Here is a 22,332-nt window from a genome sequence, read left to right as displayed (position 1 = left end):
CTCGGACACCGTGCGCGATTCCTGTTCGCGCACAGGCCCGGCGGTCATCACCCCGTCTTTCGACACCATCGTCATCCCCCGGCAGTACGAGCGTGTACGGGCAGAATCGTCGACCATTTCCAGCGCGTTACATAGTCAATTTTTATGATCGACCGACCCCCGGCTCGCACCTTTTCCGGGGCAGAGCGGCACGATTTCGACCGCGACGTCGAGGGCGTCGCGGTCGCGGGCCGCGAGCCGACGCGATCCCGATGAACTGCTTTCGTGACTCGACGAGCGGAGGTTCGACGTGAGTACGGATGTGATGCAGCTCACTACGCATCAGTCGTCGGTGCGGGCGCGCCGCGGAGGACCGGGTGTGCACCCGGCCGGTTCCGGCCGATCGCCCGTGGCCGGGCACCCGCGGTGATTCACTCGTCCGGCGACACCGGCCCCGGCGCGTGCGCACCGCCGCCGGGGTCGCCGGGGCGGAGCATGGACGGTTCTCCCCGACCACCACGCACAGGAGGACGTGTGACCGCACTGCCACGCCGCAGCGTGCTGCTCGGCACCCTCGGGGCCGCGGTCGCCGGGCTGGTGCCGGCCACGCCCGGCGGTGAGCCCGCCGCCGTGCCCCGCTGGTTCGCCGGTGCCCTGCGCCAGGCGACGACGCCCGACCCGTTCACCCTCGGCGTCGCCTCGGGCGACCCGTCGCCCGACGGGATGGTCCTGTGGACCCGGCTCGCCCCCGAGCCCGACGCCGAGGACGGCCGCGGCGGCATGCCCGACCGGGCCGTCGAGGTCGAGTGGGAGGTCGCCGAGGACGAGCGCTTCGCCCGCGTCGTCTCGCGCGGCACCGAGACCGCCACCCGCGAGCTCGCGCACAGCGTGCACGTCGAGGCCGCGGGACTCGCCCCGGGCCGCGAGTACTTCTACCGGTTCCGTAGCGGTGGCCACCTCTCCCCCGTCGCGCGCACCCGGACCGCGCCCGCGGCGGGGGCGGCCGCCGCCTCACTGACCATCGCGACGGCGTCGTGCGCGAAGTTCGGGGCGGGCCACTTCACCGCCTACCGCGGGCTGGCCGCCGACGCCCCCGACCTCGTCCTGCACCTGGGCGACTACTTCTACGAGACCGACCGGGGTGAGGTCCGCGACCCGGGACCACCGGAGCCGAAGACCCTCGCCGGGTACCGCCGTACCCACGCCCACCAGCGCTCCGACGAGGACCTGCGCGCCGCGCACGCCGTCGCCCCGTGGGTGGTCGTGTGGGACGACCACGAGGTCGTCAACGACTGGGACGGCGCGACGCCCGACCGGCGCCGTGCCGCGGCCCAGGCGTACTACGAGCACATGCCGCTGCGCCGGGCCTCGGTGCCCGACGGCCCGGACATCCAGCTCTACCGGCGGCTCGCGTGGGGCTCGCTCGCCACCTTCCACGTCCTGGACACCCGTCAGTACCGGATGCGCGGCTCGATGCTCGGCGCCGACCAGGAACGCTGGCTGCTGCGCGGGCTGGCCGACTCCGCCGCGGGCTGGGACGTGCTGGCCCAGCAGGTGTTCTTCGCCCCGCGCCGGGGCGGCAAGTCCGGCACCTGGGGGGAGTTCACCGGGTCCCGGGAGCGGGTGGTCCGCGGCTGGACCGAGGCGGGCGTGCGCAACGCCGTCGTCCTCACCGGCGACGAGCACGTCCACCACGCCAACGAGATCCCCGGTGCCGACGACCGGATCGCCGGCACCGAGCTCGTCACCACCTCGGTCACCTCCGGCGGCGACGGCGACGGCGACGCGAAGTCCGGTGGCAGCGGTAGCTCGGTGTGGTCGCTCGACCGGCGCGGCTACGTGCTGGCGACGTTCACCCCCGCGCAGATGCGCGCGGACTTCCGCACCGTGTCCCGGGTCAGCGAGCCCGGTGCCACGGTGCGCACGGCGGCGTCGTTCGTGGTGCCGGACCGGGAGCCGGGCCTGAACAAGGTCTGACCCGGCCCCCGGCGCTCAGCCGGTCGCCACCCGGGGCTCGCGGACGTCGTCGTCGAGGGTGTCCAGCACCAGCGCGGCGATGCGCTCGCGGTGGGCCTCGGCGGACCCGAGCAGCGCCGCGTCGGCGACGGCGCGCTTGTAGTACAGGTGCGCGACGTGCTCCCAGGTGAAGCCGATCCCGCCGTGCAGCTGCACCGCGTCGGCGGCGACCCGGTACGCCGTCTCCGAGCAGGTGGCCTGCGCGATCGACACGGCGAGGTCGGCGTCGTCGACGCGCGGGTCGTCGACCGCCCAGGCCGCGTGCAGCGCCGCGGTCCGGGCCTGTTCGACGGCGACGAGCATGTCCGCGCACCGGTGCTTGACCGCCTGGAACGACCCGATGGGCCTGCCGAACTGCAGCCGCTCCTTCGCGTAGGCGACGGTCAGGTCGAGCAGCCGGCGGGCGATACCGGCCTGTTCGGCGGCGAGCAGCGCCCCGGCGGTGCGGAAGGCGTGCCGCAGCGCGCCGTCGGCGTCCGCGCCGGTCGCGAGCACGGTGCCGGTCGCCCCGTCGAGGACGACCCGGGCGACCGGGCGGGTCACGTCGAACGAGCCGCACCGCTGCACCCGCACCCCGTCGGCGCCGCGGTCGACCACGGCCAGCACCGGACCCTCGCGGCCCGCGGCCGCGACGACCAGCACGTCCGCGGCGCCCGCGTCCGGGACGTGCTCCACCGTGCCGGTGAGCCGGTCGCCGTCGGCGGCGACACCGGCCGCGGAGGCGCCGTCGTAGGGCTCGGTGAGCCGGGCGACCAGGGCCGCGGTGCGCGAGCCGTCGGCCAGCGCGGCGAGCAGCGCGTCGCGCCCGTCGCCCGCCGGGGCCGCGACCAGCGCCGGGACCGCGAGCGCGACGGTGCCGAGCAGCGGCCCGGTCACCAGCGCCGCACCCAGCTCCTCCGCCGCGACGGCCTGGTCCACACAGGTCCCGCCGGCGCCGCCGAGGTCCTCGGGCACCGCGAGGGACAGCGCGCCGAGCTCGGTGCCGAGCCGGGCCCACAGTGCCCGGTCGAACCCGTCGGTGGTGTCGACGAGCTGGCGCAGGGTGGCCTCGTCGTGCTGGCGCTCGGCGAAGCGGCGCAGCGCCGCGCGCAGCTCGCGCTGCTCGTCGGTGACGTCGAACTCCCGGAGCTCCTGCTCAGCCACGGGGGACCTCCTTCCAGGGACGGTCGGAGTCCGACCGGGGCTCGCCGGGCAGACCGAGGACGCGTTCGCCGAGGATGTTGCGCATGACCTCCGAGGTGCCGCCCTCGATGGTGTTCGCGCGTGAGCGGAGGAAGCGCTGCTGCACCGTGGAGTTCGGGTCGGTGTGCACCCGTGCGCGGTCCATCGTCCAGTCGTCGTAGAGCAGCGCGTCCGGGCCGAGCAGGTCCATGCAGAACTCGTAGACGTCCTGGTTCAGCTCGGCGCCGACCAGCTTGGACACCGACCCCTCCGGACCGGGCTGTCCGGCGCTCGCGGTGCGCCGCGCGCGGGCGAGGGTGAGGCGGTGGGTCTCGGCGCGGGTCCACAGTGCCGCGAGCCGGTCGCGCAGCACCGGGGTGTGCCGGTCGGGGTGGGCCCGCCACAGGCCGAGGGCCTCGCCGATGACGCCGCTGCCGCGCCTCCCGGTGACCCCGCCGATGGCGGTGCGCTCGTTCATCAGGGTGGTGATCGCGACCTGCCAGCCGGCGCCGACCTCGCCGAGCCGGTGCGCGTCGAGGACCCGGGCGTCGTGCAGGTGGACCTCGTTGAACTCGGCCTGCCCGGTCATCTGGCGCAGCGGGCGGACGTCGACGCCCGGTTGGGTCATGTCGATCACGAAGTAGGTCAGGCCGCGGTGCTTGGGCTGCTCGGGGTCGGTGCGGGCGACGAGCATCCCCCACCGTGCGACGTGGGCCAGGGTCGTCCAGACCTTCTGTCCGTTGACGACCCACTCGTCGCCGTCGCGGACCGCGGAGGTGGCCAGGCCCGCGACGTCGGAGCCGGCGCCGGGCTCGCTGAACAGCTGGCACCAGATCTCCTCGCCGGTGGCCATCGGCCGCAGCCAGGCCGCGACCCGGTCACGGTCCGGGCCGTATTCGACGACGGTCGGCGCGCCCATGCCGTAGCCGATCGGGTTGACCGCGAACATCCGCTCGCCGCCGGCGTCGGTGACGATCTGGTCGACCACCGGCTGGAGCCCGCGGGACAGGCCGAGCCCGCCGAGCCCCTCGGGGTGGTGCACCCAGGCGAGCCCGGCGTCGTAGAGGGCGCCGAACAGTTCCTCGCGCGGCACCGACCGCGGGTCGTGGGCCTCGACCACCTCCCGGGCGGCCTGTGCCACGCGGGCCGCGTCGGATGCCGGTCGGGTCGTGGTGGGCGAGCTCATCGCACCTCCGGAAGGCGGGCCTGACGGTCGTCGTCGACGTCGCTCCGAACCTAGCCGTCATCAGTTTCGGGGACCACGGTTAACGGTTCCTGGTCCGTGCGCGACATCAGGTTCGTCCGTCTGACGCAGTCCGAACCGCAGGAGCAACGATGCCCGCCACCACCGCCGCCACCCACCGTCCCGCGGCCCCCGTCCTCGACGAGACCGCGCTGCCGGGCTGGGTGCTGCTGCTGATCACCGCCGGACTGGCCGCCGCCGTCGTCGTGATCATGGTGCTGTCCTACAGCGGGCTGGCCTGACCCATACTCGGGAGTGATGCCCCCACTCCCCGACCTGCCGGTCCGCGCCGTCCTCGACGAGCTGCGGGCGGCGCTGGACGACCGCGGCGCCGCCGTGCTCGTCGCCCCGCCCGGAACCGGCAAGACCACCCTCGTGCCGCTCGCCCTGGCCGGGCTCGACGGCTCCGGCTCGGCACCCGGGGGCACGGTGCTGGTCGCCGAGCCGCGCCGGGTCGCCGCCCGGGCCGCCGCGGCCCGGATGTCGTCGCTGCTGGGGACCGAGGTCGGTGGGCCGGTCGGCTACCGCGTCCGCGGCGACGCCCGCACCGGGCCGGGCACCCGGGTCGAGGTCGTCACCTCCGGCCTGCTGCTGCGCCGCCTCGCCGGGGACCCGGAGCTGGCCGGGGTGTCCACCGTCGTCCTCGACGAGGTGCACGAGCGTCACCTCGACGCCGACCTGCTGCTCACCCTGCTGCTCGACGCCCGCGACGGGCTGCGGCCCGACCTGCGGCTGCTCGCCACCTCCGCGACCCTCGACGCGGCCCGCCCGGCCGTACTGCTGGGCGACGACGACCGGCCCGCGCCGGTGCTGGAGGTCGCCGCCCGCAGCTACGACGTCGCCGTCGCCCACGTCCCGCCCGCCCGGGCCGGTCGCGGCGGGACCGAGCGGATCGAGAACACCGTCGCCCGGACGTGCGTGCGGGCGCTCGAGCACGGCAGCGTGCTGGCGTTCCTGCCGGGCGTCGCGGAGATCGGGCGGACCGCGTCGGCGCTGCGCGAGCTGGGACCCGACGCCGACGTCCTCGCGCTGCACGGCAGGCTGCCCGCCGCGGAGCAGGACGCGGCGCTGCGCGACGGGCCGCGGCGCCGGATCGTGCTCGCCACCGCCGTCGCCGAGTCCAGCCTGACCGTGCCCGGTGTCCGGGCCGTCGTCGACTCCGGGCTGGTCCGGGTCCCGCACACCGACCACCGGCGCGGACTGTCCGGCCTCGTGACGCGGCGGGTCTCGCGCGCGGTCGCGACCCAGCGCGCGGGCCGCGCCGGCCGGGAGGCCCCCGGCGTCGCCTACCGCTGCTGGCCCGAGGGAGAGGTCCTCGCCGACGCCCCGGACCCCGAGATCCGCACCGCCGACCTCACCGCGCTCGCGCTGGACCTCGCCGTCTGGGGCACCCCCGACGGCAGCGGTCTGCGCTGGTGGGACGCCCCGCCGCCCGGTCCGCTGGCCGCCGGACGGACGGCGCTGACCGCACTCGACGCGATCGACACGCGAGGCGCGGTCACCGACCGGGGACGGCGGATCTCCGCGCTGGGTCTGCACCCGCGCCTCGCCAGGGCCCTGCTCGACGGCGTCGCCGCCGGTGGGGACCCGCGGGAGGTCGCCGGGATCGTCGCCGTCCTCGACGACGACACCCTCGCCGGTCCCGCCGACGACCTGACCGCCGCACTGTCCCGGCTGCGCTCCGGCGACGCCCCCGGCGCCGGGCGGTGGCGTGCGGACCGGGACCGCCTGACCGGTGCACTGCGCCGCGCCCGCGCCTCGTCCCCCGCCTCCTCCCCCGCGGTCGCCGCCTCGCCGACCGCCACCGTGTCGCCGGGCACCTCGCCGGGAGCCTTTGCGCACTCCGGCCCGGCCGCCGCGGCCCCGGGCCGTGCGCGCGAACGGGCCGGGCGCGCCGCGGGGGCTCCGGGCGCCGAGCTCGTCGCGCTGGTCACCGGGCTCGCCTACCCCGAGCGGCTCGCCCGGCGCCGCGACGCCGCGGCCGGGGTGTTCCTGATGACCGGTGGCACCGCGGTCGAGGTCCCGCCCGGGCCGCTGCGCGACGCCGAGTGGCTGGCCGTCGCCGTCGCCGACCGGCGCCCCGGGCAGACCCACGGCCGGGTCCGCCTCGCCGCGACCACCGACGCCGCGACCGCGCTGCGGGCCGCCGCGCCGCTGCGGGTCACCGGCTCGGAGGCCATCTGGAGCGACGGTGACGTCCGCGCCCGCACCGTCGACCGGCTCGGCGCGATCGTGCTGTCGGAGAAGCCCGACCGCTCCCCCGACCCCGGCGCCGTCCGTGACGCGCTCGTCGCCGGGCTGCGTGCCGAGGGCACCGGGCTGCTCCGCTGGACGGCGGGGGCGGTCTCCCTGCGCGAGCGGTCGGGCTTCCTGCACCGGGTGCTGGGCCCACCGTGGCCCGACGTGTCCGAGGAGGCGCTGCTCGACTCGGCCGCCGATCCCGCCGGGTGGCTGGCCGGTCCGCTCGCCACCGCACGGCGACGCTCCGACCTGGCCCGGGTCGACGCCGGCCCCGCGCTGCGCCGCCACGTCGCCGCGTCCGTGGGCGGGCTCGCCGGGCGGATCGACGAGCTGGCCCCGGAGCGGCTCACCGTCCCCACCGGGTCCCGGATCGCACTGGACTACTCCGGCGCGGCCCCGGCCCTGCCGGTGAAGGTCCAGGAGGTGTTCGGGTGGACCGGCTCCCCGGCCGTCGCCGACGGGCGGGTCCCGGTGGTGCTGCACCTGCTCTCCCCCGCCGGGCGTCCGACGGCGGTCACCGCGGACCTGGACTCGTTCTGGGACAACGCCTACCCGCAGGTCCGGGCCGAGCTCCGCGGGCGCTACCCGAAGCACGCCTGGCCCGAGGACCCGCGGACCGCGACACCGGGACGGGGCACCGGGCGCCGGAGATGAGCCCCGCGCCCCGGCGGCCCCGTCGCCGACGGGCGCGGGGCGCGGACAGCCGGGCCGCTCAGCGGACCTGGTCGGCGAACACCACGACGTTGTCGACGTAGCTGCGGGCCGACCGGTCGAACACACCGCCGCAGGTGATCAGTCGCAGGCCCGCGTGGTCGAGATCGCCGTAGACCTCGGCGGTCGGGAACTCCGCCTTGGGGAAGCGCCCGACCCGGCGCACGGCGAACACCACCGACGTCCCGTCGGCGCGGTCGACACGGACCTCGTCGCCGGGCTCGAGGGTGTCCAGGTCGGCGAAGGCGCCGGGCAGCCCCTTCCAGTCGACGTGCGCGGTGAGCACGGCGGGACCGACCTCCCCCGGGGTCGGTGCGCCGGTGTACCAGCCGACCGTGCCCGCATCCGCGGGGACCTCCATCGACCGGTCGGCGGCCAGCCCCATCGGCCGGGGCACGGTGTCGAGCCCGAGCCGGTCGATCCGCAGCCGGACCGGCTCGGACCGCACCAGCGGCGCGGGCCCCGGCGGCAGCAACGCCCCCGGCGCGGGCGCCGGAGCGGGCACCGGGACGGAGGCGACGGCCGTCGCCCCGGGCTCGGGTGCGCCCGCGGGGTCGGCGAGCAGCAGCGCGGCGGTGAGGACACCGACCGGCGCCAGCACCCGCGTCACCCGGCGCAGCGCACCGGCCCGTCGCCGCGCCCGTCGCCCGCGGTCCGGGCTCCCGCGCCGCACCGCCCCGGCCCGGTCCCCGGCCACCGTTCCGCGCCCGGACCGGTCCCCGGCCACGGGGCCACGCCCGGCCCGCGCACCGGACGGTGCGGCGGGGCCGGGCACCGGGAGGACGGGACCGGGCACGGGGCCGGCGTCAGCCGCGGCGACCGGCGGCGACGCGCCGCACCGCGACCGCACCGATGCCACCGGCGACGACGGCACCGAGCGCCAGCGGCAGCACGTCGGCCGGGCCGCCACCGGCCTCGACGCCACCGACCGGCGTCGCGGTGACCTGGGTGGAGTCGTCGGAGGCGGCCTCGACCGTGGCCGGGGACGCCGCGCTGCCGTAGTCGTGGTCCTCGCAGGCCACGCCGTTGTCGTTCGCGTCGAGGTTCTCGGGGTCGCCCGGGGTCAGGGCCGCCTGGGCGTCGGCCTGGCTGGCGAAGTCCTTGCAGTCGCGGTCCTGGGCGAAGGCCGTACCGGCGAGCGGGAGGGCGGCCGCGGTCGCGAGGAGCACGGCGGCGGACAGGGAGCGGAGGCGCATCGGGGGGTCCTTCCGGGGAACGTGGGGGAGCCACGCAGGTAGCAGCGATCCGGACGTGTCGGTCGTTACACCCGATCGTGAATGGATCCGAACGGACTTGAACCGGCTCCGCCGGGCGGCGGAAGGTGGTCCGGTGAACGCTCTCCCCACCCCCGACGACGTCCGGGCCGCGGCAGCGATCCTGCGCGGCCACGCCCACCGCACCCCCGTCCTCACCTCCCGGCTCACCGACGCCGAGCTCGGCGCGCAGGTGTTCGTGAAGGCGGAGAACCTCCAGCGCACCGGGAGCTTCAAGTTCCGCGGGGCGTTCCACACGCTGTCCCGGCTGTCCACGGCACAGCGGCGGGCGGGGGTCGTCGCGTACTCCTCGGGCAACCACGCCCAGGCCGTGGCGCTGGCCGCGCAGCTGCTGGAGGTCCCCGCGACGATCGTGATGCCGCACGACGCCCCGGCCTCGAAGCTCGCCGCCACCCGCGGCTACGGCGCCGAGGTCGTCGGCTACGACCGCTACGCCGAGGACCGCGCGGCCATCGCGACCGCGCTGTCGGAGGAGCGTGGGCTCACCCTCGTCCCGCCCTACGACCACCCGCACGTCATCGCCGGGCAGGGCACCGCGGTGCTGGAGCTGCTGCAGGACCACGGCCCGCTCGACGCGCTGTTCGTCTGCCTCGGCGGGGGCGGGCTGCTCTCCGGATCACTGCTCGCGACGCAGGCCCTGTCCCCCGACGCCCAGGTGTACGGCGTCGAGCCCGAGGCCGGCGACGACGGCCTGCAGTCCCTGCGCGCCGGGCACGTCGTGCGCATCCCGCAGCCCCGCACGCTCGCCGACGGCGCCGCCACCACCCACCTCGGCGACCACACGTTCCCCGTGATCGCGCAGCTCGTCACCGACATCGTGACCGTGCCCGACACCGCCCTGGTCGAGTCGATGGCGCTGTTCGCGGCGCGCTACAAGGTGCTCGTCGAGCCGACCGGGGCGCTGGCCTTCGCGGGCGTGCGGGCGGCCGTCGCCGCGGACCCGCAGCGGTGGGCGGGGGCGCGGATCGGCGTCACGATCTCCGGTGGCAACGTCGACCTGGACCGCTTCGCCGCCCTCGTCACCGGCTGACCGCGCCACCGGCCCGGGCGGCACGACACCGAGGGGCCCCGTCCGGACGGTCCGGACGGGGCCCCTCGGGCGGACGGACTCAGCGCCGGTCGTGCTGCAACGCGTCCTCGGCGATCACCGCCTCGGTCGGCAGCCCGGGCACCTCCCGGACGGCCTCCTCGGCGTCGGCGCGCTCGTGCGACGGGCCGGGCTGCCCGGCCTCGGCGTCGGCGGCGTCCAGGTCACGGCGGATCGTCGACAGCAGCACCACCCCCACCAGCACGACGACCGCGGCGATCAGGAACGGCACCGAGGCGCCGACGGCCGCGGCCATCAGACCCGCGGCGAACGGGGCGAGGCCGCCACCGATGAACCGGACGAACCCGTAGGTGGCCGACGCGGTCGGGCGGGGCACCGGCGAGATCGACATGACCGCCGTCGTCACCAGGGTGTTGTTGACGCCGACCACGATGCCGGACAGGACCACCGCGACGATCACCACGGCGGGCACGTCGTCGAACAGCCCGATGGCCGCGAGCAGCACCGCGATGCCGACGAGCGCGCCGTAGAGGGTCCGCGCGGTGCCGAAGCGGTCCTTGAGCCAGGGCGCGCCGAACACCGCGAAGGCCGCGACGAGCAGCCCCCAGCCGAAGAACACCGCACCGAGCGAGATCGGGTCGAGCCCGCCCATCAGGAACGGTGCGTAGCCGAGCAGGGTGAAGAAGCCCCAGTTGTAGAGCAGCCCGACCCCGCTGGTGGTGGCGAGCGCGCGGTGGCGCAGGGCGGCCAGCGGTTCGGAGAGCCGTGCCCTGTGGGTCGGGACCGGCGTCGGTTCCAGCAGCACGACGGTCGCGACGAGCGCGATCAGCATCAGCACCGAGACGCCGAAGAACGGGCCCCGCCAGGAGACGTTGCCGAGCAGGCCGCCGAGCAGCGGACCGGTGGCGATGCCCACGCCGAGCGCGGTCTCGTAGAGCACGATCGCACCGGCGAAGCCGCCCGAGGCCGAGCCGACGATCACCGCGAGCGAGGTCGCGATGAACAGCGCGTTGCCCAGGCCCCAGCCGGCCCGGAAGCCGACGATGCCCCAGATCCCCGACGACGCCCCGGCCAGCGCCGCGAACACCACGATCAGCGCGAGGCCGGTGATGAGGGTCCTCTTCGCGCCGATCCGGGACGACACCCAGCCGGTCACCAGCATCGCGATCGCGGTCACGACGAGGTAGCTGGTGAACAGCAGCTCGACCTCGGCGTGCGTGGCGTGCAGCTGCCCGGACAGCGACGGCAGGATCGGGTCGACCAGCCCGATGCCCATGAACGAGATGACGCAGGCGAACGCCACCGCCCAGACGGCCTTGGGCTGACGGAACGGGCTGGGGGCGTGCGCCGCACCGGATGTTCGGGACATGTCATCGCCTTTCCCCGGGAACGGACCCCGGAGAGATCATGGACGTATCGGACCTGGTGAACATTGCATCACGCAACACATGTCATGAGCAATGCGAACGACCGTGACCGTGCCCATGTCCCGCTACGGTCGGGGACCCCGCCGTCGAGGAGGCCCCGTGCCGCACACCGCCGCCGAGGCCGACCGTCTCGCCCGGCAGGCCGCGTTCCTGGGCGCGCTCGCCGCGATCGGCGCCCTGCTCCTGGCCGTGCTCGGCTGGGCCGGCGGGGCGGTCGCGATGTGGATGGGTGTCACGGCCCGCCGGCGCGGTGCGGGGCGCACCGCCGTCGTCGCGATCGCGCTCGGCGCGCTCGGGCTGGTCGCCGGCGTCGGGAACGCCCTGCTGGGCGCCTACCTGTTCCGCTGACCGGTCCGCAGCACCGGCTTGCCCGGGGCCCGGTCCGGTGACTCCAGGTGCGCGTGCGCGGCGGCGACGGCCGCGACGCCGTCGTCCAGGTCGAAGACCCGCTCCACCAGCGGGGTGAGCGTGCCCGCGGCGAGCCCGGCGCGGGCGAACGCCTCGGCGCGGGCCAGCACCGCGGCGACGCCGGTGACCTCGCGGACGTGGAAGCGGCGCAGCCAGACCGGCGCGTACCCGGCCGCGGGCAGCGGTGTCGGCTCCCCGGACAGCCCGCCGTGGACGATCACCGCGCCGCCCGGCGCGCAGGCCCGCACCAGCCGCGCGACGCCGGGACCGCCCTCGGCGTCGAGGACCAGGTCGGCGCCGCCGCCGAGCGCGGACCGCAGCGTCTCGGCGTCGGGTGCGCCGGTCAGCACCTCGGCGGCCCCGGCGGAGCGCAGGACCGCGGCGTGCCGGTCGTCGGGCACGACGGCGACGGCGTGCACCCCGAGGTGCCGTGCGACCTGCAGCGCAGCGGCCCCGATGCTGTTCGCCGCGGCCGTGACGACGAGCCGGTCCCCCTCCCGCAGCCGGACGGCGTGGCGGGTCATGCCCCACACGGTCAGCAGCGGCATCCACAGCGCGGCGGCGCCGTCGTCGTCGAGACCGGGCGGGCGGGCCAGCAGCGACCGGACCGGCACGACGGCCTCGTCGGCGTAGACCGGGTGCTCGTTCTGCGACGACGCCGGGATCACGCACACCTCGTCGCCGGGCGCCCAGCCCGTCACCCCCGGACCGGTCCCGAGCACGGTGCCCGAACACTCGCTGCCCAGGCCCGCGGGGAGCACCGGGGCGTCGAGGTAGGTGCCGCGGCGGAAGTTGACCTCGGAGCGGTTGAGCCCGACCGCGTGCACCCGGATCCGCACCTCCCCCGGTCCCGGGTCGCGCAGCGGCAGCCGCTCGATCCGCAGCACCTCCGGGCCGCCCGTGGCGTGGAAGCGGACGGTGCGCACGAGCGGGGACGTCACGACGGACCAGCCTAGGTCCGTGGCGGCCGGTGGGGCACGATGAGCGCCGTTGCACGGGGGGAGGACAGGGATGCGGCGTCGGGTCGAGGTCGGGCTGGAACGGATCACGTTCTTCAGCGACGGGGTGTTCGCCATCGCGATCACGCTTCTGGTGCTGCCGCTGACCGACGCCGAGTTCGGCCCGGGCCCGGTCGCCCCGCAGCTGGTGGAGCTGCTGCCGCGGATGCTCACCTTCGCGCTGAGCTTCGCGGTGATCGGGCGGTACTGGACGGTCCACCACCAGCTGTTCGCCCGCTTCGACCGCGCCGACGCCCGGATGATGACGCTCAACCTCGGCTACCTGTTCGGCATCGCGTTCCTGCCGTTCCCGACGTCGCTGCTCGGCGGGCACGGCGACAGCACCGCGGCCGTCGTGCTCTATGCGGCCACCCTGGTCGTCATCGGCTCGTTCTCCGCCGCGATGTGGGCCTACGGCTCCTACCGCGGCCGCCTGACCCGCGCCGACGTGACCCCGGACGAGGCCCGCCACACGCTGGTCAACGGGCTGGCGCCGGTGGTGTCGTTCCTGCCGTCGCTGGTGATCGCCCCGCTGAGCCCGACCTGGGCGATGCTGTCCTGGCTGCTGACCGTCCCGGTCTCGGCCGTCGCCGAGCGGCTGTTCCCCGAGCACCGCGCGGCGCGGGCCCGCGCGCAGGCGGGCACGCGGGACACCGCGTGAGGCTCAGACCTCGTTGCTGATCTCGACGAGGTTCCCGTCCGGATCGCGCAGGTAGACGCTGAGCAGCGGACCCCGTGCCCCGGTCCGCTCGACCGGTCCCTCCTCGACGGCCACGCCGGCCTCGGCCAGCTCGCGCCGGACCTGCTCGATCGGGTCGAGGGTGATCAGACACAGGTCGGCGCTGCCCGGGGTGGGCCGCTCGGCCTTCGGCTCGAACTCCCGCCCCGCCTCGTGCAGGTTGATCTTGCTGGGGCCGAAGGCGAGTGCGCGGCGCCCGCCGCCGAACTCGACGGCCTCCATCCCGAGCACGCGGGTGTAGAAGGCGACGGTGGCGTCGACGTCGTCGACGGTCAGCACCAGGTGGTCGAGGTGGTCGATGCGCATGCCCGCGATGCTGGCAGCCGGACCACCCGGACGCAGATCCTCCTGTGGGTGACCGCCACCGCCCCGACCGTGACCGGGCGTCGGACGTCGACACCCACACGGACCAATCGGGCGGGTCGCTACCGGCGAACGGGCGTTCGTGAATCACCCTTGTACCTGGCCGTGCAGCCGAGTGGAGAGAGACGAGACGCACGTGGACGACGAGCTGACGACCGGCGGGGAGACCCCGCCCGCGGACACCGCGAGCACCCCGGCGCCCGAGCCGCCGAAGCGGAGGCGGGGCAGGCCACCGGGCTCGACGGCCCGCACCACCCGGGTCGTGACCATGACCCTGACCGTCAGCGGTTCCGCCGACGGCGACTGGCAGGCCGAGCTGAAGCAGGGCACCACGTGGGTGGCCCGCGGCCTGCCGGTGACGGCGTCGGCGGTGTCCGCGGCGGCTGCGGCGCTGCACGCCGACCTGTCCGGTCCGGTCGACGAGCTCATCGAGGGCGCCCGGTCGGCGAAGGCCGCGCGGGTGGCGGAGCTGGAGGCCGAGCTGGAGCAGGCCCGCAAGGACCTGGCCGAGCTGGAGCAGTGACCGCGCCGGGGTGACCGGCGCGGGGCTCAGCCGAGCAGCGGCCCCAGTGTCGTGGCGTGCTCGCGCAGCAGGGTGACCAGCTCGGGGTCCGGGTCGGCGACCCGGGTCGCCGGGCCCGACAGCGCGAGACCAGCGACCAGCGCCCCGTCGGCGGGCGAACGGACCGGTACGGCCAGGCACCCGCGGTCCGGGCGCAGCTGACCGGTCTGGGTGGCCAGGCCGTCGCGGCGGACGGCGGCGAGGACGGCGTCGAGCGCGTCCGGGTCGGTGACGGTGCGGTCGGTGACCGGGCGCAGGTCGCGGACCAGGGCCCGCCAGTCGGGCTGCTCGGCGAGCAGCAGCCTGCCCAGCGCGGACGCCTGGGGCAGCCGGGCGAGCAGGTCGGCGTCGCTGGGCGGGTGGTCCGGGTCCGGATCGAGGACCTGCAGCCGGGCGCCGTCGAAGATCGCCAGGTGCACGCCCCAGCGGACCCGGCCGCGCAGGTGGTCGACGACGGTGCGCGCGGCGGTCGGCAGCCGCGGGACCGCGACCGGGGACAGCCGCGCGGCACGGCGGCCGAGCGCGAAGCCGCGCAGGTCGGGCAGCCGGACCAGGTACTCCTCACCGACGAGCAGGTTCAGCACCCGGTAGGTGGTCGCCGGGGGCAGCCGCAGCGCCGCCGAGATCTCCTTGGCGGTGACCCCGGGTCCGGCCGCGACGACCTCCTCGAGCACCGCGAGCGCGGTCCGCACGGCCCGTGGCTGGCGTCCGCTGATCGGCGCCGGGTCCACCGTCACCGGGCCCGCCCCCAGACGTCGGAGGCGACGGTCTCGTCGTAGACGCCCAGGCCGTGCAGCCGCCCGCGGCGGCGCAGCACGACGGCCCACACCGCACCGGCCCCGAGCGCCGCGGCGAGCGCGATCCCGGTGGCCGGGGCGGCGACGACGAACGCGACCAGGGCCGCGACCAGCGACGGGACGGCCACCACCGCGGTCGCGACCGCGGCCGGGGTCAGCTCGCCGATGCGGCGCAGGAACGCCGGCGCGGCCAGGCACACGAGCGCGTAGCCGACGAGGAACCCGACCGTCGCGACGCCGAGCAGCGCGGCGAGCACCGTCCCGACGGGGACGCCCAGCGCGACCGGGACGGCGACCGCGAGCGTCGCCGCGGGCGCCCCGAGCCCGACGGCGACGTGCGGGGTCCGGAACCGGCGGTGGGTACGCCCCAGCGGGCGGGGCACGACGCCGTCGCGGGCCAGGGCGAACAGCACCCGCGACAGTGCGGTGGTCGTCGCGACCGCGCAGGCGAGGAAGGACAGGACGAGCGCGGCGTCGAGCAGCGGGGGGATCCAGGACCAGCCGCGGGCGACGGCGAGCACCTGCACCGGCTGGGTCTGCCCGGCGAGCCCGCCCGGGACGGCGGCGAACCCGGCGACCTGCACCGCGGCCGCGAAGACGTAGAGCACCGCGGTCACCGCCGCGGTCGCCGTGACCGCGCGCGGCACCGACCGGAACGGGCGCCGGGCCTCGGCCCCGAGCGAGGTCGCCACCTCGAACCCGATGAACGCCGCGAGCGCGGGCACCACGCCCGCGGCGACCGCTCCCGGGCCGGCGGGCGGGACGGGCGCGCCGGGGCCGGGCAGCGGGCCGCCGACGAGCAGCACCACGAACACCCCGACCAGCACCGCGACCGCGACCGCCTCCACCAGCAGCACCACCCGGGCCGCGGGGCGGACCCCGCGCACGACCAGCGCGGTCACCACCGCACCGACCGCGACGGCGAGCAGTGCCGACGCGAGCGGCCCGGTCGCCCACGGCCCGCACAACGGCCCGAGGTAGGCCACGGCACCCGCGATCGCCGCGCCGCACAGCAGCAGGTACCCGGCCAGCGTCGCGATCCCGGCCGCGAACGCCGGTCCGGCGCCGAGGCCCTGCGCGGTCAGCGTGTAGATCCCCCCGGGTGCCGCCATCCGGCGGGTGAACCGGGCGACCGAGGCGGCGACGAGCAGCGCGAGCACACCGGCGACGACGAACGACCACACCGTCCCCGCCCCGGCCATTCCCGCGACGATCACCGGGGTGGCCGCCATCGCCGCCGAGGGTGCCGAGCCGGCGATCGACTGCGCCGCGACGTCGGCCGGGCCCACCCGTCGCCGGGCCAGACCGTGCACCGGTGACCGGTCACGCAACGACGTCACGACGCCCCCTCCCGCCCTCATCGGTGATCCTCGCCCGCGGACACTAGCTCCCCGTGTCGACGCCATGACCAGCGACGACGGGTCGAACGAGAAAAACTCCGGCGCCGTTCCCGCAGCACGGGAAGACCACCGCGGGTGATTCGCACCACCGGCACCGGCGTTGTGCACGGTCCGTGGACCGGCCCGTCCCGGCACCCGACGAACCCGCCTCGACCGCAGGAGGAACCGTGAGCGCACCCGCGCCCCGCCGGTCACCGCCGTCGCCGTCCCCGAGACCGCGCGACCGGCACCGTCTGCGCGGAACGGGCGCCGGGCGATCGTGTTCATGGTGGTCGCCGCGGCCGCGCCGCTGACCGCCGCGCCGGGACGGGCCGCTGGGACGCCCGCAACGGTGCCGCGTTCCCGATGGCCGGCGTGCGTGGCGGGCGCGCCGGGGCCGGGCAGCGGGCCGCCGACGAGCAGCACCACGAACACCCCGACCAGCACCGCGACCGCGACCGCCTCCACCAGCAGCACCACCCGGGCCGCGGGGCGGACCCCGCGCACGACCAGCGCGGTCACCACCGCACCGACCGCGACGGCGCGCAGTGCCGACGCGAGCGGCCCGGTCGCCCACGGCCCGCACAACGGCCCGAGGTAGGCCACGGCACCCGCGATCGCCGCGCCGCACAGCAGCAGGTACCCGGCCAGCGTCGCGATCCCGGCCGCGAACGCCGGTCCGGCGCCGAGGCCCTGCGCGGTCAGCGTGTAGATCCCCCCGGGTGCCGCCATCCGGCGGGTGAACCGGGCGACCGAGGCGGCGACGAGCAGCGCGAGCACACCGGCGACGACGAACGACCACACCGTCCCCGCCCCGGCCATTCCCGCGACGATCACCGGGGTGGCCGCCATCGCCGCCGAGGGTGCCGAGCCGGCGATCGACTGCGCCGCGACGTCGGCCGGGCCCACCCGTCGCCGGGCCAGACCGTGCACCGGTGACCGGTCACGCAACGACGTCACGACGCCCCCTCCCGCCCTCATCGGTGATCCTCGCCCGCGGACACTAGCTCCCCGTGTCGACGCCATGACCAGCGACGACGGGTCGAACGAGAAAAACTCCGGCGCCGTTCCCGCAGCACGGGAAGACCACCGCCGGTGATTCGCACCACACGGGATCCGGCGTTGTGCACGGTCCGTGGCACCGGCCACCGTCCCGGCACCCGACGCCCGCCTCGACCGCCAGGAGGAACCGTGAGCGCACCCGCGCCCCGCCCGTCACCACCGTCGCCGTCCCCGGAGCCCGCGGACCGGCACCGTCTGCGCGGGACGCTGGGCGCCGGGTCGATCGTGTTCATGGTGGTCGCCGCGGCCGCGCCGCTGACCGTCGTCGCCGGGACGGTGCCGCTGGGACTGGCCGCGGGCAACGGTGCCGCGTTCCCGATGACCTTCGTGCTGTGCGCGGTGGTGCTGCTGCTGTTCGCGGTGGGCTTCTGCGCCATGTCGCGGCACGTGCCGGGTGCCGGCGCGTTCTACGCCTACGTCGCCCGCGGGCTCGGTGCCGCGCCGGGCCTGGGCTCGGCCTTCCTCGCGCTGGTCACCTACACCGCGGTGCAGGCCGCGGTGTACGGCTACCTGGGCGCGACCGTCGACGCGCTGGTGCAGCACTACGGCGGGCCCGCCCTGCCCTGGTACCTCTACGCGGCCCTGGCGCTCGTCGTCGCCGGGGTGCTCGGCTACCGCCACATCGAGCTGTCCGGCAGGGTTCTGGGCACGCTGCTGGTCGCCGAGGTCGCGATCGTGCTGGTGTTCGACGCCGTCGTCGCCGCGACCGGCGGGCTCGGCTCCGGCCGCTCGACGGCGCTGTTCGTGCCGTCGCAGTTCCTGTCCGGTTCGCTCGGCATCGCGATCATGTTCGCGATCGCGTCGTTCATCGGGTTCGAGGCCACCGCGGTGTTCCGCGACGAGGCCCGCGACCCCGGGCGCACCATCCCCCGCGCGACCTACCTGGCCCTCGTGCTGATCGGCGCGTTCTACACGCTGTCGTCGTGGGCGGTCGTCTCCGCCTGGGGCGACGACGGCGCCGTGGCCCGCGCGACCGAGGACCCCGGGAACATGATCGTCGCGACGATCACCGCGGTGCTCGGCCCCGTCGGCGGTGACCTGGCCCAGGTCCTGCTGGTCACCAGCCTGTTCGCGGCGCTGCTGTCGTTCCACAACGTGCTCTCGCGCTACCTGTTCGCCCTCGGCAACGCCGGCTCGATGCCCGCCGCGCTGGGCCGCAGCCACGCCCGGCACGCCTCGCCGCACGCCGCCTCGGCGGCCCAGTCGGGCACCGCGCTGGCGCTGATCGCGGTGTTCGCGGTGACCGGGATGGACCCGGTGACCCAGGTGTTCGCCTGGATGGCCGGGACCGCGACCCTCGGGGTGCTCGCCCTGATGGCGCTGACCTGCGCTGCGGTGCTCGTGTTCTTCCGCCGCTCGCGCGTCGACACCCGGTTCTGGCACACCGTCGCGGCCCCGGCGCTGGGACTGGCCGGTCTGCTGGTCTGCCTGTGGCTGACGGTCGCGAACTTCCCGACGCTCATCGGCGGCTCCCCCGCGCTGGCCACCGCCATCGGCGGGGTCCTGGTCGCCGCGTTCGTACTCGGAACGGTCCTGACCCGGTTCACGGGTGGCCGCCCCGGGACCTTGCCCTCGCCCGACGCACCCGGAACCGTCACCGGGCACGACACCGGGCACGACACCGCCGGAACCGACCTCCAGGAGGAGACCCGATGACCGCCGTCCAGGAGCCGCGCACCACCGCGAGCCACCCACTGGCCCCGACCACGGAGGCCGAGGTGACCGTCGTCCGCGAGGTCCTCGCCGCGGCCGGGCTGCTCACCGAGCACGTCCGCTTCGCGTTCTTCGCCCCCGAGGAGCCGCCCAAGGCCGAGGTCCTCGCCCACCCCGACGGCGCCGACGCCGAGCGCAGCTTCCGCGCGGTGCTGCTGGACCTGGGCACCGGGCGCTCCCACGACACGGTCGTCTCGGTCACCCGTCGCGAGCTGGTCTCCTGCCGCGAGCTGGAGCCCGAGCGGGAGGGGCAGCCGCCGATCATCGACTCGGAGTTCGAGTTCATCGAGGACGTCCTGAACGCCTCGCCGGACTGGCTCGCCGCGCTGGAGAAGCGCGGGCTGGAGCCCGCCTCGGTGCGCGCCGTGCCGCTGTCGGCCGGCGTCTACGACATCCCCGGGGAGAAGGGCCGCCGCCTCGCCCGCGCCTTCGGGTTCCGCCAGGACCACGAGGCCGACCACGCCTGGGCACATCCCGTCGACGGGCTCGTCGCCTACGTCGACCTCACCGCCCGCACGGTCGACCGGGTGATCGACACCGGTGTCGTGCCGGTGCCCGCGACCAGCGGGAACTTCGACGACCCGGCCGTACAGGGCGAGCACATGACCTCGCTCAAGCCGATCGAGATCACGCAGCCCGAGGGGCGCTCGTTCACCGTCACCGACGGCCGGGTCCGCTGGGGCAAGTGGGACCTGCGTGTCGGGTTCAACGAGCGCGAGGGCCTGACCCTGCACCAGATCGCCTTCGACGAGCGCCCGATCTGCTACCGCGCCTCGGTCGCGGAGATGGTCGTGCCCTACGCCGACCCGGCGCCGGTGCGGTTCTGGCAGAACTACTTCGACTGCGGCGAGTACATGTTCGCCCGCTACGCCGACTCCCTGCAGCTGGGCTGCGACTGCCTCGGCGACATCCACTACCTCGACGCGGTGGTCGCCGACGACCTGGGCAACCCGCGCACGATCAGCAACGCCATCTGCATGCACGAGGAGGACCACGGCGTCCTCTGGAAGCACACCGACATCTTCACCGGCGCCCGTGAGGTGCGCCGCCAGCGTCGCCTGGTGATCTCGTTCTTCACCCCGATCGGCAACTACGACTACGGCTTCTACTGGTACCTCTACCTCGACGGCACCATCGAGCTGGAGTGCAAGGCGACCGGCATCGTGTTCACCTCCGGCACGCCCGGCGAGTACGCCACCGAGGTCGCGCCCGGCCTGGGTGCGCCGTTCCACCAGCACCTGTTCTCCGCGCGGCTGGACATGACCGTCGACGGCACGGCCAACGCCGTCGAGGAGGTCGAGGCGGTCCGCGTGCCGATGGGCGAGGGCAACGCCCACGGCAACGCGTTCGCCCGCTCGGCCACCCGGCTGACCCGCGAGTCGCAGGCCCAGCGGGACGCCGACCCGGGGTCGGGGCGGGTCTGGCACGTGGTGAACACCGAGAGCACCAACGCCCTGGGACGGCCGGTCGGCTACGTCCTGCACCCGCACGGGCAGCCCACCCTGCTGGCGGACCCGGCGTCGTCGATCCACGCGCGGGCGACGTTCGCCTCGAAGGCGCTGTGGGTGACCCGCTACGACCCGGCGCAGCGCTACCCGGCCGGTGACTTCGTCAACCAGAACCCGGGCGGGGACGGACTGCCGAACTGGGTGGCCGCGGACCGCGACCTCGACGGCCAGGACGTCGTGCTGTGGCACACCTTCGGGCTGACCCACTTCCCGCGGCCGGAGGACTGGCCGGTCATGCCGGTCGACTACACCGGCTTCGTCCTGAAGCCCGCCGGGTTCTTCGACCGCAACCCCACCCTCGACGTCCCGCCGGCGCCCACGAGCTGCCACTGACCCCACTCCGAACCGGCGCCGCACAGGTCGTGTCGCCGCCGCACAGGTTCTGTCCTGTGCGGCGCGTCCACGACGTGTGCGGCGCCGGTGTCGTCAGCGGCCGAGGGCCGCGCGCAGGCGGGAGGCGGTCGCGGTGACGGGGGTCAGGTCGGACCGACCACCCGGTGCTCCGGCCACGCGAAGTCGCCCGGTACCGCAGGCCGTCCACCTGCACGGGCCACTGGAGGACCGGTGCGGGGAGCCCGCCGGCCCGCCCGCGGTGCTCCCGCGGCAGCGAGGACGGGTGGACGTGCAGGTCCCGCGTGCGACGACCACCGTGGGAGCGGTCACGCGTGACGTGGACGCGGTCCAGCGGCAGGTCCCGGAAGGCGATGCCGAGCAGGACGAGCGCGGACACGTGGCCGGCGTGGGCGCCGGGGCCGAGCCGGTCGAGCGCCGCACCGGCCGCGGCCCGGTGCCGGCCGCGGGCGTCGACGAGAGCCGGGTCGCCGTGGTCGAGGTAGGCGCCCCGGCGGATCGGTACGAGCTCGCCGCGACGGAGGTCCCGGCCGATCTCGCCGTCATCGACGCCCGCCGCCCGCAGGTCCGCACGGAACCGGACACCGTGGTCCGGGAAGGGTCCGTCCATGCCGCCACCGAACCCGTTCCCCACCCCCACCGCGCCCGATCCGGCCCCTCTCGTTCACGATCGCGACCGCCGCCCCCGGCGCCGCACGGGTTCCGAACGCGTCGCACGGGTCCGGACCTGTGCGGCGGTGCCCGAACCTGTGCGGCGGTGCCCGGCGACAGGACGGGGTGTGACGACGGCGCGGGGCCGGGCGGGGCGGTGGCGGACTAGGGTCGGTCCCGACCGCTCCACCCCGCAGCACCAGGAGGAACCCGTGGCTCTCGCCGCCGGTGACCAGATCCCCGACGTCACCCTGATGACCCCGTCCGCCGAGGGCCCGAAGCCCGTGCAGAGCGCCTCGGTGCTCGGTACCGGCACGGTCGTGCTGTTCGGTGTGCCCGGCGCGTTCACCCCGGCCTGCTCCGACACCCACCTGCCCGGCTACGTCCTGCGCCGCGACGAGCTCAAGGCCAAGGGCGTCGACACCGTGGCCTGCACCTCGGTCAACGACGCGTTCGTCCTGGAGGCCTGGGCCGAGTCCCGCGGCGCCGGCGACGCGGTGCTCATGCTCGCCGACGGCAACGGCGACTTCGCCAAGGCCGCCGGTCTGGACATGGACGGGTCGAAGTTCGGCCTCGGCACCCGGTCGCAGCGCTACGCCGCGATCATCACCGACGGCGTCGTGCGCTGGATCGGCGTCGAGCCGGTCCCGCCGACCGTCGAGATCTCCGGCGTCGAGTCGGTGCTCGCGCAGCTCTGAGGT

General features: G+C 75.8%; 19 protein-coding genes. 10 read left to right on the top strand and 9 right to left on the bottom strand.

Annotation, left to right across the window (positions count from 1 at the left end):
* Nucleotides 1–474 precede the first annotated feature (474 nt).
* Nucleotides 475–1,956 (top strand): alkaline phosphatase D family protein, encoded by a 1,482-nt coding sequence (locus KPF22_RS13310; RefSeq protein ID WP_208825531.1) that lies wholly within the window; start codon nucleotides 475–477, stop codon nucleotides 1,954–1,956.
* Between the two features lie 15 nt (nucleotides 1,957–1,971).
* Here KPF22_RS13310 and KPF22_RS33135 read toward each other — a convergent pair whose 3' ends face one another.
* Nucleotides 1,972–3,138 (bottom strand): acyl-CoA dehydrogenase family protein, encoded by a 1,167-nt coding sequence (locus tag KPF22_RS33135; RefSeq protein ID WP_224402219.1) that lies wholly within the window; start codon nucleotides 3,136–3,138, stop codon nucleotides 1,972–1,974.
* Entirely contained in the window at nucleotides 3,131–4,342 is a 1,212-nt protein-coding gene (locus tag KPF22_RS13300) for an acyl-CoA dehydrogenase family protein (protein ID WP_224402218.1), read from the bottom strand. Before KPF22_RS13300 ends, KPF22_RS33135 begins: the two co-directional genes overlap by 8 nt.
* A gap of 149 nt (nucleotides 4,343–4,491) precedes the next feature.
* Between KPF22_RS13300 and KPF22_RS13295 the strand changes: the two genes are divergently transcribed.
* Both KPF22_RS13295 and hrpB read left to right on the top strand, forming a co-directional pair.
* Complete coding sequence (locus KPF22_RS13295; protein ID WP_208825523.1) at nucleotides 4,492–4,641, top strand: hypothetical protein; 150 nt, start codon at nucleotides 4,492–4,494, stop codon at nucleotides 4,639–4,641.
* A 16-nt stretch (nucleotides 4,642–4,657) separates the two neighbouring features.
* A complete protein-coding gene (gene hrpB, locus KPF22_RS13290; protein ID WP_224402217.1) occupies nucleotides 4,658–7,294 on the top strand; it encodes an ATP-dependent helicase HrpB in 2,637 nt (878 codons plus the stop codon).
* Between the two features lie 58 nt (nucleotides 7,295–7,352).
* Here hrpB and KPF22_RS33130 read toward each other — a convergent pair whose 3' ends face one another.
* On the bottom strand, nucleotides 7,353–8,126 hold the full coding sequence (locus KPF22_RS33130; protein WP_308010383.1) for a class F sortase: 774 nt from the start codon (nucleotides 8,124–8,126) through the stop codon (nucleotides 7,353–7,355).
* Nucleotides 8,127–8,157: 31 nt separating this feature from the next.
* Complete coding sequence (locus KPF22_RS13280; protein WP_208825518.1) at nucleotides 8,158–8,547, bottom strand: hypothetical protein; 390 nt, start codon at nucleotides 8,545–8,547, stop codon at nucleotides 8,158–8,160.
* Between the two features lie 133 nt (nucleotides 8,548–8,680).
* On the opposite strand from KPF22_RS13280, the gene KPF22_RS13275 reads away from it, so the two are divergent.
* The gene (locus KPF22_RS13275) at nucleotides 8,681–9,655 is read left to right on the top strand and encodes a threo-3-hydroxy-L-aspartate ammonia-lyase (protein WP_224402216.1); all 975 of its coding nucleotides are present in this window, start codon (nucleotides 8,681–8,683) and stop codon (nucleotides 9,653–9,655) included.
* Nucleotides 9,656–9,734: 79 nt separating this feature from the next.
* Here the strand turns inward: KPF22_RS13275 and KPF22_RS13270 are convergent, their stop codons facing one another.
* Complete coding sequence (locus KPF22_RS13270; RefSeq protein ID WP_208825512.1) at nucleotides 9,735–11,042, bottom strand: MFS transporter; 1,308 nt, start codon at nucleotides 11,040–11,042, stop codon at nucleotides 9,735–9,737.
* 157 nt (nucleotides 11,043–11,199) lie between these two features.
* Between KPF22_RS13270 and KPF22_RS13265 the strand changes: the two genes are divergently transcribed.
* Nucleotides 11,200–11,448: a hypothetical protein gene (locus tag KPF22_RS13265; protein WP_073574538.1), complete on the top strand. Its 249-nt coding sequence runs from the start codon at nucleotides 11,200–11,202 to the stop codon at nucleotides 11,446–11,448.
* Here KPF22_RS13265 and KPF22_RS13260 read toward each other — a convergent pair.
* A complete protein-coding gene (locus KPF22_RS13260; protein ID WP_224402215.1) occupies nucleotides 11,433–12,449 on the bottom strand; it encodes an alcohol dehydrogenase catalytic domain-containing protein in 1,017 nt (338 codons plus the stop codon). The genes KPF22_RS13265 and KPF22_RS13260 overlap by 16 nt on opposite strands.
* Nucleotides 12,450–12,519: 70 nt before the next feature.
* Here KPF22_RS13260 and KPF22_RS13255 point away from each other — a divergent pair, with 70 nt between their 5' ends.
* The gene (locus KPF22_RS13255) at nucleotides 12,520–13,167 is read left to right on the top strand and encodes a TMEM175 family protein (protein ID WP_224402214.1); all 648 of its coding nucleotides are present in this window, start codon (nucleotides 12,520–12,522) and stop codon (nucleotides 13,165–13,167) included.
* Between the two features lie 3 nt (nucleotides 13,168–13,170).
* Here KPF22_RS13255 and KPF22_RS13250 read toward each other — a convergent pair whose 3' ends face one another.
* Entirely contained in the window at nucleotides 13,171–13,551 is a 381-nt protein-coding gene (locus KPF22_RS13250; RefSeq protein ID WP_224402213.1) for a VOC family protein, read from the bottom strand.
* 193 nt (nucleotides 13,552–13,744) lie between these two features.
* Here KPF22_RS13250 and KPF22_RS13245 point away from each other — a divergent pair, with 193 nt between their 5' ends.
* On the top strand, nucleotides 13,745–14,131 hold the full coding sequence (locus KPF22_RS13245) for a DUF6319 family protein (protein ID WP_307799818.1): 387 nt from the start codon (nucleotides 13,745–13,747) through the stop codon (nucleotides 14,129–14,131).
* A gap of 26 nt (nucleotides 14,132–14,157) precedes the next feature.
* Here the strand turns inward: KPF22_RS13245 and KPF22_RS13240 are convergent, their stop codons facing one another.
* Together KPF22_RS13240 and KPF22_RS13235 are read right to left on the bottom strand one after the other, a co-directional pair.
* Nucleotides 14,158–14,907 carry an IclR family transcriptional regulator gene (locus KPF22_RS13240; protein ID WP_208825500.1) on the bottom strand — a complete coding sequence of 250 codons (750 nt, stop codon included), beginning with the start codon at nucleotides 14,905–14,907 and terminating at the stop codon, nucleotides 14,158–14,160.
* The gene (locus tag KPF22_RS13235) at nucleotides 14,904–17,327 is read right to left on the bottom strand and encodes an amino acid permease (RefSeq protein WP_224402212.1); all 2,424 of its coding nucleotides are present in this window, start codon (nucleotides 17,325–17,327) and stop codon (nucleotides 14,904–14,906) included. Before KPF22_RS13235 ends, KPF22_RS13240 begins: the two co-directional genes overlap by 4 nt.
* A gap of 210 nt (nucleotides 17,328–17,537) precedes the next feature.
* Here KPF22_RS13235 and KPF22_RS13230 point away from each other — a divergent pair, with 210 nt between their 5' ends.
* From KPF22_RS13230 to KPF22_RS13220, 3 genes are all read left to right on the top strand, one after another.
* On the top strand, nucleotides 17,538–19,064 hold the full coding sequence (locus KPF22_RS13230) for an APC family permease (protein ID WP_224402211.1): 1,527 nt from the start codon (nucleotides 17,538–17,540) through the stop codon (nucleotides 19,062–19,064).
* Nucleotides 19,061–20,962 carry a primary-amine oxidase gene (locus KPF22_RS13225; RefSeq protein WP_224402210.1) on the top strand — a complete coding sequence of 634 codons (1,902 nt, stop codon included), beginning with the start codon at nucleotides 19,061–19,063 and terminating at the stop codon, nucleotides 20,960–20,962. The genes KPF22_RS13230 and KPF22_RS13225 overlap by 4 nt, the downstream gene beginning before the upstream one ends.
* A gap of 881 nt (nucleotides 20,963–21,843) precedes the next feature.
* Nucleotides 21,844–22,329, top strand: a complete 486-nt coding sequence (locus KPF22_RS13220) for a peroxiredoxin (RefSeq protein WP_062395851.1) — start codon at nucleotides 21,844–21,846, stop codon at nucleotides 22,327–22,329.
* The last annotated feature ends 3 nt before the right edge of the window (nucleotides 22,330–22,332 follow it).

The organism is Pseudonocardia sp. ICBG1034, assembly GCF_020131375.1.
GTDB classification, from domain to species: Bacteria; Actinomycetota; Actinomycetes; order Mycobacteriales; family Pseudonocardiaceae; genus Pseudonocardia; species Pseudonocardia alni.
Note: the sequence above shows the minus strand (reverse complement) of the source record. Positions and strands in the feature narration are given on the sequence as shown.

What these genes read in the sequence shown, in the direction of transcription:
- KPF22_RS13310 (WP_208825531.1), top strand. Translation starts at nt 475, where the DNA reads ATGGACGGTTCTCCCCGACCACCACGCACAGGAGGACGTGTGACCGCA.
- KPF22_RS13300 (WP_224402218.1), bottom strand. Translation starts at nt 4,342, where the DNA reads ATGAGCTCGCCCACCACGACCCGACCGGCATCCGACGCGGCCCGCGTG.
- KPF22_RS13295 (WP_208825523.1), top strand. Translation starts at nt 4,492, where the DNA reads ATGCCCGCCACCACCGCCGCCACCCACCGTCCCGCGGCCCCCGTCCTC.
- hrpB (WP_224402217.1), top strand. Translation starts at nt 4,658, where the DNA reads ATGCCCCCACTCCCCGACCTGCCGGTCCGCGCCGTCCTCGACGAGCTG.
- KPF22_RS13280 (WP_208825518.1), bottom strand. Translation starts at nt 8,547, where the DNA reads ATGCGCCTCCGCTCCCTGTCCGCCGCCGTGCTCCTCGCGACCGCGGCC.
- KPF22_RS13270 (WP_208825512.1), bottom strand. Translation starts at nt 11,042, where the DNA reads ATGTCCCGAACATCCGGTGCGGCGCACGCCCCCAGCCCGTTCCGTCAG.
- KPF22_RS13255 (WP_224402214.1), top strand. Translation starts at nt 12,520, where the DNA reads ATGCGGCGTCGGGTCGAGGTCGGGCTGGAACGGATCACGTTCTTCAGC.
- KPF22_RS13250 (WP_224402213.1), bottom strand. Translation starts at nt 13,551, where the DNA reads ATGCGCATCGACCACCTCGACCACCTGGTGCTGACCGTCGACGACGTC.
- KPF22_RS13235 (WP_224402212.1), bottom strand. Translation starts at nt 17,327, where the DNA reads ATGAGGGCGGGAGGGGGCGTCGTGACGTCGTTGCGTGACCGGTCACCG.
- KPF22_RS13225 (WP_224402210.1), top strand. Translation starts at nt 19,061, where the DNA reads ATGACCGCCGTCCAGGAGCCGCGCACCACCGCGAGCCACCCACTGGCC.